Annotated in this window: 7 protein-coding genes and 1 riboswitch; of the genes, 3 read left to right on the plus strand and 4 right to left on the minus strand. The window is 65.2% G+C overall.

Going from position 1 to position 11,626, the window contains the following annotated elements; genetic code table 11:
* Positions 1–16: 16 nt before the first annotated feature.
* The 4 genes from ABIC16_RS12835 to ABIC16_RS12850 form a co-directional block, all read right to left on the minus strand.
* Positions 17–2,056 carry a TonB-dependent receptor gene (locus tag ABIC16_RS12835; RefSeq protein ID WP_354291402.1) on the minus strand — a complete coding sequence of 680 codons (2,040 nt, stop codon included), beginning with the start codon at positions 2,054–2,056 and terminating at the stop codon, positions 17–19.
* 181 nt (positions 2,057–2,237) lie between these two features.
* Positions 2,238–2,813, minus strand: a complete 576-nt coding sequence (pnuC, locus tag ABIC16_RS12840; RefSeq protein ID WP_277968331.1) for a nicotinamide riboside transporter PnuC — start codon at positions 2,811–2,813, stop codon at positions 2,238–2,240.
* Positions 2,813–3,916 carry a phosphotransferase enzyme family protein gene (locus tag ABIC16_RS12845; RefSeq protein WP_502958348.1) on the minus strand — a complete coding sequence of 368 codons (1,104 nt, stop codon included), beginning with the start codon at positions 3,914–3,916 and terminating at the stop codon, positions 2,813–2,815. The genes pnuC and ABIC16_RS12845 overlap by 1 nt, the downstream gene beginning before the upstream one ends.
* A 47-nt stretch (positions 3,917–3,963) precedes the next feature.
* On the minus strand, positions 3,964–6,273 hold the full coding sequence (locus ABIC16_RS12850) for a TonB-dependent receptor (RefSeq protein WP_502958312.1): 2,310 nt from the start codon (positions 6,271–6,273) through the stop codon (positions 3,964–3,966).
* A 32-nt stretch (positions 6,274–6,305) separates the two neighbouring features.
* Positions 6,306–6,415: riboswitch (TPP riboswitch) on the minus strand.
* A 191-nt stretch (positions 6,416–6,606) separates the two neighbouring features.
* Here ABIC16_RS12850 and ABIC16_RS12855 point away from each other — a divergent pair.
* Genes ABIC16_RS12855 through ABIC16_RS12865 form a run of 3 tightly spaced genes read left to right on the plus strand, consistent with a single transcriptional unit; the run spans position 6,607 to position 11,596 of the window.
* A complete protein-coding gene (locus tag ABIC16_RS12855) occupies positions 6,607–9,273 on the plus strand; it encodes a TonB-dependent receptor (protein ID WP_354291403.1) in 2,667 nt (888 codons plus the stop codon).
* Positions 9,273–10,367 carry a Ca2+-dependent phosphoinositide-specific phospholipase C gene (locus tag ABIC16_RS12860; protein WP_354291404.1) on the plus strand — a complete coding sequence of 365 codons (1,095 nt, stop codon included), beginning with the start codon at positions 9,273–9,275 and terminating at the stop codon, positions 10,365–10,367. The genes ABIC16_RS12855 and ABIC16_RS12860 overlap by 1 nt, the downstream gene beginning before the upstream one ends.
* Positions 10,364–11,596 carry a histidine-type phosphatase gene (locus ABIC16_RS12865; RefSeq protein WP_354291405.1) on the plus strand — a complete coding sequence of 411 codons (1,233 nt, stop codon included), beginning with the start codon at positions 10,364–10,366 and terminating at the stop codon, positions 11,594–11,596. Before ABIC16_RS12860 ends, ABIC16_RS12865 begins: the two co-directional genes overlap by 4 nt.
* The last annotated feature ends 30 nt before the right edge of the window (positions 11,597–11,626 follow it).

The raw sequence follows: 11,626 nt of genomic DNA on the forward strand, positions 1-11,626 counted from the left end.
GATTGATCGCCAACCGTCATAGCTGGGACGCGATCGTGAAGCGCACGTTGCGGGGCGCCCCCGGCGTCGTCCACACATTCGCATAAGAGCTTGAGATGTAATACGTATCAAAGATGTTATCGATGTCGAAGCGCAGCTTTAGATGGTCCGACACGGCGTAGCTCAGGTTCGCGCGCGCGATCGTATAGGCAGGCAGGCGATACCCGCTCGCAAACGGATCGCCGGCACGGTTTCCAACGTGCGTCACCCCGCCGCCGACCGAGGCCCTGCCGATGTCCTTGACCGCGAACAGCGCCCACGCGTTCTTCGGCACGTTGGACAAAGGCGTACCGATCAGCGCTGGGTTCGCGTCCTTGCGAACCTTCGCGTCGAGGTAGGTGTACGTCGCCGTCACGTAGAGATTATCGATCAGGTTCAGCGTCGCTTCCGCCTCGGCCCCGCGCGAACGCTGTCGACCGATCTGCGTTTTCACGAACGGATCGGTCGCGTTCGGGTTGAGGACGTTGCGTTTCTCCAGATCGAACAACGCGGCCTGACCCGTCAGCCTGCCGCTCAGTGCGGTGAACTTGGCCCCCACTTCGGTCGAGTTGCTCCGTTCCGCATCGAAGGTGGACAGACCGTCGGACGGATTGAGCCGCAGCGACTCCCCCCAGCTGGTGTAAAGCGACAGGCCATTGCCGACCTGCCACGACAGCGCTGCACGCGGCGTCACGCCCCGGTTCGTCGTGTCGAGGTTGGCGGTGCCCGTAAGGCGATTGGTCACGTTCTGGCGGAAGCTGTTCCACCGCGCGCCCAGCAGCAACGTGAACGGTCCCGACCGTACGATATCCTGCGCATAGACGCTTTCGCTGCGCAGCGACTCGGTTCGGCTGAGCCCCGGCGGCGGGACGGGCAACGCCTGACCGTACACCGGCTGAAAAAGGTCGATGAGCAGGATCGGGCGGGTGGGCGTGCCGCGCGCGCGATCGAGACGGAAGTCCATGAAGTGGCGCACCCGGTCGACGCCCAGCCGCAGATCGTGCTCCAGCCCCAGGACATGCACCGACCCGGTCAGTTCCGCGCGCAGCGTAAGGTCGTTCCAGGAGAAGTCGTGGTAGCGGCGGTCGCGCCCGGCGGTACGTCCGTTCGCCTGGAGCCCGCGGCCACCGAAGTCGACCATGGTGCCGAGCCCGCGCAGCGATCCGTCGCGCTGGCTTCCGCCGAGTTCGAGACCGATGCCGCTTCCCAGGTCGGCGAATAGACTGGCCTGTTGCCACAGGATCTTTTGCGAGATCTGTCCGTCCGACGGTTCGCCGAGGAACGTCCTGCGGTCCATCGCGCGGGCGTTGCCAGCGATACCGACGATCCCCCGGTCCAACGTGGATTCATTGTGCATATACTCCGCCTGGTAAAGCAGGCGCAGCGCCTCGGTTGCCTGCCAGGAGACCGACGGCGCAATCAGGCGACGCGATCCTTCCACGTTCTTGCGGAAGCTATCATGCTCTTCCCCAACGCCGATGAGCCGGACGGACAAACCCTTGCCGATCGGGCCCCCGACGTCGCCCGTCACCCGCACGCTGTTCCAGCTCCCATAACTAGCGGTCGCCGCGGCATGCGGGTGCGCAAGCGGCGCCTTGGTGACGATGTTGATCGCGCCGCCGGGCTCTCCCCGCCCCGACAAGGCGGCGCTGGCGCCCTTGAGCACCTCGATCCGCTCGACCGTCGCGGTGTCGACTGGCGCGTTGAAACCGAGATTGCTGCTGAACCGGTTGATCAGAATATCCGGCCCGGCGTTCTCGTCTCCGGCGAAACCCCGGATCGCGTATTTGTCCCACAGACCACCGAAGTCATTCTGGCGCGACACGCCCCCGGCCAGATCGAGCACGTCGTCGAGCCGTGTGGTGTTGAGCGCCTCGAGCTGGCGTTGATCAAATACCCGAACGGACTGCGGATAGACCGTGATCGGTACGGCGCTGCCCAGGATGCTGGCGCTTGCCTTGCGCGCGGTGACGACGATGTCGCTATCCGGACTACCGGAACTTCCTTCGGATCGCGCCTCTTGAGCAGAAGCCGCCATCGGAAGCGCGCTGCAGGTGGCCAACAGGATCGCGCTCAGACCTACATACGCGGGGCGCTGACCCATTAACCGATGGTAACCTGCAAGCATCGACGATCCCCCTGAGCATCCGGTCGCACTATAGCGCTACGGAGCAAGGGCGGATTAGGGCTAATGCGAATAAATTGCAACAAGCAGGCTTCTACATCGTTTGGCGCGTATTTCCGTCGGTATGCTTGCGCCATGCGCGGTAGCCAGCAAGGGCAAGGCCAATCATCACCGCATAGAGTCCAGCCGTCAGGATCAAGTCCTTGACCACGAACATCGCGACATAGGCGACATCGACGACAATCCAGAGCAGCCAGCTTTCGCGATGCCGCCGCGCCGTCCAATATTGCGCGATCATGCTGAAGCTACTGAGCGTCGCATCAACCCACGGCAAAGCCGCATCGGTATGATGGCTGGTGAACCACCCGATCGCGACCGCACCGATCGCGCCCGCTCCAAGACCGACGAGCGCCTGCCGCGGCATCAAGCGCATGACGACGACCTCCCCCGTCTCGCGGGATCCGCGCCGCCAGACCATCCAGCCATACAGGATGCCGACGCCGAACACCGCCTGCAGCACCATGTCGGCGTAGAGCCGCACGTCGAGGAAGAGCTTGAAGTACAGCGCGCAGGCAACGAGATTGAGCGGCCAGCACAGCAGATTGCGGCGCGCCGTCAACCAGATCGCCAGGATGCTGACCACGACGGCAGCAATTTCCAGCGTCGACATCAGCCGCGCCCACCAATGCGGATACGCTCCAGGAACATCTGCCCGGGCCGGGACAGGAACCATTCGGCATGACCGATGAGATACGCATCCCAGGCCTGCGTGGCTGCTGAACCGTCGCCAAGCACGCCCGCGAAATACGCGACCTCCGAAAGCGCGAACTCGACATGGACCAACGGAAGCAACCGCACGACCGTCTCGATCTCGCGTGCGCTCAGGGGACGGATCGTCGCATAGCCTGCCAGCAAGGACAGTGCCGCGTCGGCATCTGCGACGACATCCCCCGCGCCCAGGTGCAACCACGCGATCGCGGTCCGCTCGATTGCGGTGGCAAGGTCGTGCACCGCGCACGTCCGGTCGGCGAGACCGAAATCGAACACGGTTTCAACCGTTCCGTCCCCGGCCCAAAGCAGGTTGGACGGATGCCAGTCATTGTGCGTCCACACCGCCCGCTGGTCCCCAAGGCGCTGCGCAAGCCCCTCGCCGGCCGCCGCGAAGAGTGACTGCAACTGGCCCCGCCACGCCTTGCCCGCCAGAAACGCACCCAGCGCCGGGCGCGCCGCGACATAGGCTTCGGCGGCGGCCAGCGCGTCCTCGGCGGGCAGGATGGTAAAGCTCGCAACCAGCGGCTGGACGCTCCGGGACGGCGCATCGAAACCTTGTGCCGCCTGATGCACACGCGCCAGCGCGACCCCCGCCGCGTGCGCATGCGCGTGCGACAGGAACGGTGTCCAGGAAGGGCGATCGCGATACAGGTCGGTCCCCGCCGACTGGCGGTGCAGCTCATAGGTCCCCAGGACCTCGGTGACGGCGCTGGCGCCGTCAGCGGTGCGCATCACGTCAGGCACCGCGCATCCTGCGGCGGCGAGATGCGCGATGAACGCATGCTCCTGCGCCAAACCCGCGACCGACCGCACCCGGCCATCATGTCGTTTCAGGAGAAACGCGCCGCCTGTCGTCTCGACCAGAGCCGCGGCGGAAAACGGGCGCGGCGAGTGCCACGTCAATCGCTCCACCCGCCCCGCCGCCGAGAACCGCGACACCACCGCCTCCGCTTCGTCGCGCAGGATTGCAGGCCAGGTCGGGCTTTCCAGCGCAGTCCCCATGCCGTGCACCTGATGCGCGAGGGCGGCTTCCAGACCGTCGCCCAAGATCAGAACCCGCGCGACACGGTCGCCATCACGGCGGCGCCGCTCCCGATGTAATAGGCCGGGGCCGACCCTGCGATGATAACGCCCCCGCGCCCCATGACCTCGTGCGCATTGGTGCTGACCGCCTGCACGCCCGACAGGATATGCGGATCAGTCACGTTGATCGCGTTGATCCGCAGATCGGTGCGCTTCCCGTCGATCCAGTCGGCAAGATGGACGCCGATCGACAGGTCGAGTGTCGCATACCCCTTGATGCTTTCGTCGTTCATGAAGGTCGCATATTGGCGCCCGAGATATTTGCCCGCGACGCTGCCGAAGAGACGACCGTCGTCAAACGTGCCGCCCGCGCCGAACTGTACGGTCGGGCTGGAAACCGCGTGCTTCCCCCGCGTCGGCAGAAAGTCCCCGCCGGCCGGCAGGTCGTCGTCGATTCGGGCGTGGAGATATTCGCCGGACAAATAGACGCTGACGCCCTTCGCAGGGCGGTAATCGATTTCCGCATCGATCCCGTAGGACGACTGTCCCCCGGCGTTGAGCGTGGAATTGACCTGCGCGCCGCCCGAAACGATGACGGTCGCCAATTGCCGGTTGCGAAATTTATAGTGAAACGCGGTCGCCGATGCGGAGAGATTGGGGCCGATGTAGCGATAGCCCACTTCCTGCGACACCGAATATTCGTTCTTCAGCGAGTCCGTACCGCGCGTGGAGAGCACACCGCCGGCATAGCTGTCGTAAAGCGTGAATTCGTTCGGCGTCCGGAAATTGGTCGTGACGTTGGCGAAGATCTGCTGACGATCGCTGACGGCATAATGGATCGCCGCCCGCGGCAGCGCGGCAAAGCTGTCGCGACGCACGTTCGTCTGCGGCCCGGGCAAGTAGTTGCGGCCGCTTCGCAGCAGGTTGACGCCCTTGAACCCGGCATCGAGCGTGAGACGCGGCGTGAGCGCGATACTGTCGGCGAGGAAAAAGCCCTTCGTCACGGTAACGGTGCGCTGGTTCTCATAAGCGAGCAGGCGGCCATCGGCGGTGCGGATCGCCCGGTCGCGGTATCCCCAGCGATCGGTCGGGTTCCCCTCGGCATCGATCGAGGTGTAGGTCTGCGTCACTCGGTCCGTTCCGTAATCGAACCACAGGCCCACGGTGATCCGGTGGAGACCCGCCTGCAGCGTCAGCTTGCTGACATTGCCGGTGCGCATCTGGTCGCCCGTGTAATTGCCGAGCACCGTCGCAACCCCATCCACCGCCCCCGGCAGCGCGATCGGCTGCGCCAGCTCTTCGTTGCCGAGGAAGTTGCCGGTCGTGGCAAGTTCGGTGCCATAAGGCGAATTGCCGTAGCCGAACTGGAGATAGCTCGTGCTGTCGAGCGTCAGGCGATCGTTTAGTCTCACATGCACCGGGGCCGCCGCGTAGAGGCTCCGGAACGGTGCCCGGTACAGCCGCCAGTAATTGGTGTTCCCCGCCGTGTAGCGCTCGTCGTAATTGAACCCGCGACCGACCGCCTGCCAGTCGGCCAGCGTCGGGCTGGGATAGCTGGACGAATTCGCGTCATTGTACGAAATGGCCAGACTTGCGCGATTACCATTGCCCCACTCGCGCAACAGCTTGGCATCGACATGCTGGCGAGTGTCGAACCCGGCACCGCGCCAATTGTCGGCCCGCGTGTTCGAATAGGAAACGAACGCCTTTAGACCAGTCGTACCGATCGTCCCCGTATCGACCCGCGCAAAGACGCGTCGCGCGTTATACGAGCCGAGCGAGAGATCGACGACCGCTTGCCGCGTCGCCTTGGGGTCGTCTAGCGTCAGCGACAGCAGCCCGGCCGCCCCGCCGACCGTCGGGGAATCGATGTCCACCGATCCCTGCGCCAGACTAATCGTCCGCAAGTTCCCCGGATCGGCGAATTGCGACGGATAGGCGTAATAATAGCCGATGTCGTTCTGGGGCGCGCCCTCGAGCAGAACGCCGATCTCATCCTGCCCCAGCCCACGCAGGGTCAGGCTCGAACTGGTCGACAGCCCATAGGGGTCGCTGGAGGCCACGTTTGCGCCGGGCAACAGCGTGACGAGCTGAAACGCATTGAGCGTCGGCGCCTGCTTCACGATGAAGTCGGCGGAGATTTCGCTCACCGCCTTGGGCGCGGTCTGGTTGGGCAACAGTCCTTCAGGGTCGCGGTGCCCCGTCACGCGAATGTCCGCCGTGTCCTCGCTCGCTTGTTGCGCCCAGGCGGCCGCAGGCATCGTCAGAAGCCCCGCCGCCAGGACCAGCGCGCCGCGTCGAACCCTCAAACCATCGTACGAAATCATGCCCGGCATCGTTCCAAGTCCACTCCACACGGGGGGACAACGGACACTCCGCCAGCCCTCCCTACGCCGGGATAAGCCGGATCAGGTTCAGCGGGTCATGGGCTGCAGCCCACCTCTCAGCCGCGCAACAGCGGCCCCCCGGGGATGCGGCCCCTTAGGCTATCGGTCTGGAAGTGGAAACACTTTATCCACCGGTTACACCCCTCGGCTTCTCCCGGTCAGCGTCACATCTTTGAAACGGTGTCGTAACGCTAGTGCAACGTATACGTCGCCAAACCGCAACAGACCCACCCTAGAGGGACGCTCGTCGGATCGAACGGTCCGTTGGGGGAAAATCACAACATGTTGCACTCTTCGCGCCTGATTCTGGCGACGCTTCCGCTTACCTTTTCGGCATTGGGCGTCGCCCTTCCCGCCGCCGCCCAGACCACGCTCGCGCCTTCGGCTGCTGCAGGCGCCCCCGCGAACGACTCCAGCGCCCCTGGCGAGGGTGACATCATCGTCACTGGTTCCTACGCCCGCAGCCTCGCCGCAGCGACGGAGACAAAGCGCAAGGCCGGGTTCGGCGTCGATGCGATCAACGCGACCGACATCGGCAAGTTTCCCGCCCAGAACGTCGCGGAAGCGCTCCAGCTCGTCCCCGGCGTCGCAATCACGCGACCACGCGGCGAAGGCCTTTATGTCAGCGTCCGCGGGCTCGGGCCGCAATTCCAGAGCACGCTGCTCAACGGCCGCCCGGTCGCCATCAACGATCTGATCGAGAATGGCGGTGCCAACGGCCGCCAGTTCCGCTTCGAAATGCTGCCCGCCGAATTCGTGTCGCAGATCGACGTCGTCAAGACGCCGACGCCCGACATGACCGAGGGTGCGCTGGGCGGCAATATCGACGTCCACACCTTCCGCCCGCTCGAAGTCGGGACCAAGACCACGCTCAACCTGCGCGGCACCTACACAACGCTCGCCAAGAAGGTCACGCCGAACGCGACCGCGCTGACGAGCTACAAGAGCAAGGACGGCACCTTCGGAATCCTCGCCGGCGCGCAATATTGGGGCAAGGAAGTCCGCAACGATCGGTTCTACAACACCGGCTGGTATCTCGACAAATTCAGTTCGGCACTCGGGACCGGTTTCTACACGCCGGGCCGCACGCGACCGACGGTCGAGACCGAGAACCGCAAGCGGCTGTCGGGGCTGATCTCGGCACAGTGGAGCCCGACCGCGGAGCTGGAAACCACGCTCGACGTCCTCGCGACGCGGCTCGACGTTGCGTATGACGAATACGGCCTCGACATCTATCCCGACGATGCCAGCGTCGCCGGGCATCGCCCGGTGCTGGTGCCCGGTTCGGCGAAGCTCGACGGGAACACCGTCGTCGCGGCAACGATCAACGACGTCCGCTTCATGGGGACGCGCGAATATAGCCTCAACCGGCACGACCTCATCACGGTCGGACTGAAACAGGTCTGGAACCCGGAAGGCTGGCACATCGTCGCCAACGCCAACTGGTCGTACGCGCACAGTTTCCACCCCAGCAACGCCGAAGGCACGGTACGCAGTCGCATCCAGTTCTTCGCACCACTCAGCTACGATTCGTCGGGCGGCTATCAGGTCGCGCCGACGATCTCGACACCGGTCAACGTGCTCGATCCGAGCAAGTACACGCTCTATCCGTTCAATATTGCGCCCAAGAACAGCAAGGATTGGGACACCTACGGTCGCCTCGACGTGGAGCGTGCCCTGTCCGGCTTCATCACCAAGATCGCTGCAGGCGGAGAATACCACTGGCGTCAGCGCGACTATCGCCGCCGCGATTTCACCGTCAATCCAGCCGCGAACACCGCGCTAACCACCTTCGCGCCGAACGGCTATGAGCAGATCCCGTTCGACAACTTCCTGTCCGGCGTCGGCGGCAACATTCCGCGCACCTGGCTCGTGCCGATCACCAGCGTGTTCTACGACAAGCTGTTCACCGATGCGGTCGCCAACGCACCGCTCGCGCCGGGCGATCTGCGCGCGTCCTATGTCGTGACCGAGAAGACCGCCGGCGGCTATGTGCGCGCCGATTACGCTTTCCCGCTCGGTGCGGTCCCGGTCACGGGGAATGTCGGCGTGCGCTATGTCCATACCGATCAGGTCGCCAGCGGCACGCTGACGACCGGCAACGTCCCGACGCCCGCAAGCTTTCCGCAGACCTTCGCCAACTGGCTGCCAAGCTTCAACCTGCGCGCCGAGCTGACGCCCTCCCTGGTCGGGCGTCTTGCCGCAAGTCGCGTGCTGACCCGTCCGAACGTGACGCAAAGCGCCCCGCAAATTACCGTTTCGACCGATCAGGCGACGGCAAGCGGCGGCAATCCGGCGTTGAAACCGTTCCTTGCGACGCAATTCGACGGGTCGCTGGAATGGTATTTCAGCCGGTCCGGATCGCTGACGGGTGCGGTCTTCTACAAGGCGATGGACGATTACATCACCGCGCAGAACATCAACGTCGAGATCCCCGGCCGCGGCACGGTGCTGCTCAGCACGCAGGTGAATGGCGGCAAGGCAAAGGTCTACGGCGCCGAAGCCGCCTATAACCAGGTGTTCACCTTCCTGCCCAAGCCGTTCGACGGTCTCGGTTTCCAGGCGTCCTACACCCACACCTCGGTCCAGGCGAGCTACACCGCCGGCGCACGGCCGATCAAGGGTCAGCTGATCGGGCTGTCCAAGAACAGCTTCAACGTCGTCGGCTTCTACGACAAGGGGCCGCTCTCGACGCGGCTGTCCTATACCTGGCGCGACAAGTATCTCGCGGGCATCGGCAGCACCACGCAGGTTCCGACCTATGTCGCCGCGTTCGGGTCGCTGGATGGCAACATCTCGGTGCGGGCAAACCACGCCGTGACGTTCAGCATCGAGGCGATCAACATCGCCAATGCCAATACCTACACCTACAACGACAAGAAGCTCCAGTTCGGCGAGATCAACAATTACGGGCGCACGATCCTGTTCGGCGTGCGGGCGCAGTTCTGATGCGCCGCATCGTCCTGCTCGCCGCCGCCGCGCTGGTCCTGACCGGCACGGCGGCGGCCCCGCGCGCGATGAACGACATTCAGGTCGTCGGGTCGCATAACAGCTTCAAGGCGAAGATCCCGGACGCAGTGATGTCCAGGATCCGCGCGGCCGAACCCAAGCTGGCGCAAGGGCTCGACTATTACCATCTGCCGCTGGCGCAGCAGCTCGACCACGGCGTCCGCCAAATCGAGATCGACATCTTCGCCGATCCCAAGGGTGGCCGCTATGCGGCGCCCGCAGGGGAAGCCTGGGCCAAGGCCGCCGGAGAGAAGACAGGGTTCGATCGCGCCGCGATGCTCAAGCCTGGGTTCAAGGTGTTCCACATTCCCGACGTGGATTATCTCAGCACCTGCGTGACCCTGGTACGCTGCCTGGGCGAAGTCGATCGCTGGTCGCGCGCGCATCCCAGGCACCTGCCGATCATGATCACGATCAACGCCGCCGACACGCCCTCGTCCCGACCGGAGATCGCCACCCCGCTCGCGCTCGACGACCGGGCGCTGCTCGACGCGCTCGACGGCGAGATCCGCTCGGTATTGCCCGGACGACGGCTGATCACCCCCGACGAAGTCCGCGGTAACGCGCCAAGCCTGCGCGACGCCGTTCGCGAGAAAGGATGGCCTTCGCTCGACGCGGCGCGAGGGCGGATCTTCATCCTGTTCGACGTGCGCAAGCCGGTATCCGACGCCTATCGCGTCGGGCACCCCTCCCTTGCCGGTCGGGCGATGTTCGGCTGGTATCCCGAAGATCAGCCCGAATCCGCGATCCAGATCGTGCAGGACCCCGTGGCCGATGCAGCGCAAATCCGGAACTGGGTCGCGGCGGGCGTCATCGTCCGGACCCGAACGGACGCCAACACCGTCGAAGCGCGCGCGCATGATTACACCATGGCGACCGCTGCAATGGCGAGCGGTGCGCAAGCCGTGAGCACGGATTATTACCCCGGCGCGCCCGATCCGCTCCATCTCGGATTTGTCGTGACCCTGCCGGGCAAGACGATGCAACGATGCAGCCCGGTACGCGTCCCAACCAAGTGCGAGGTTCAGCCATGAAGACCAAGACCTGGATCAGGGGAATCGGCGGCGTGTGCCTCGGCGTCGGCGTGCTGGTCGCTTCGATGGCACACGCTGCGCCGTCCCAATTGGTGGTCGAACGCGCGGCGATGGTTATCCGGCACGGCATCCGCGCACCGCTCGACGGTGAAGTACCGTCGGGAACGCGCACCGCTGCGCCGTGGCCGACGTGGCCGGTTGCCGAGAGCCGGGTCACACCGCACGGCGTCCGGGCGCTCGAAATCGTCGCAGCGCAGGACCGCGCCCTTTTCGTATCCAAAGGACTGATCTCGGCCAACGGATGCCCCGCCGTGCGGATCCACTCCAACAGCTCGGACCGGACGATCGCCAGCGGCGCCGCCTACGCCAACGGCTTCGCCCCCGGGTGCCACCTCGCGGTCGATCATCGACCGATCGGGACGATCGATCCGATCTTCGAACCGCTTCGCGCTGGAGCCACCACCTTCGATCCGGCCCTGGCGATCGCCTCCATCAATCGCGACACGGGCGGGATGGCAGTGCTCGCCAACCGTCACCGCGTTGCGCTTGCGACGCTGGGTCGCATTCTCGGCTGCGCGCAACCGGACAACGGGTGTGTCCCGACCGATGCGCCAGCCGTCACGCCAAGCGCGGATGGACGGGAAATCGTCCTGGCCGGGCCGATCCGCGCCGCGTCCGGCGTCGCACAAGTGCTGTTGCTGCAGGAGGTCCAGGGATTGCCCCGTAGCGACGTAGGCTGGGGCCGGGTGGATCTGGCAACGCTACAGCAGATCGGGACGCTGCACGCCGCCTTGTTCGCGGTATTCACGCATCCTCCGTACATGGCGGCGCATCAGGCCGCGGTGCTCGGGCGGGAAGTGCTTAGCGCCCTGTCGTCTCCCGGCCCGCGACTGACGGTGTTCATGGGGCACGACACGACCGTGACGGCGCTCGCCAGCGCGCTCCGGGTCGAGCTTCCTGCGCCGGGTTATGCGACGAACGATGTTCCGCCGGGCGGCGCGTTGCTGATCGAACGGCTCCGCGACCGGCAAACCGGCGCCCGCTTCGTTCGCGTATCGTACCGGACCCAGTCGCCGGCCGCGCTGCGGCAGCTCGGACGCGAAACGTCGCTTACTACGCTCACGGTCCCAGGATGCGGCACGGCGTTGTGCCCCGCCGCCCGCTTCGCGCGCGTCCTGACCGCGCACCTCGCCCCCCTCGCGTCTGCGGGAACCAAGACGCGGCCCTAGGACGGGACCACGTTCCGCAAAGTGGACGGC

The sequence above is a fragment of the Sphingomonas sp. PvP055 genome (genome assembly GCF_040546365.1).
Lineage (GTDB): Bacteria > Pseudomonadota > Alphaproteobacteria > Sphingomonadales > Sphingomonadaceae > Sphingomonas > Sphingomonas echinoides_A.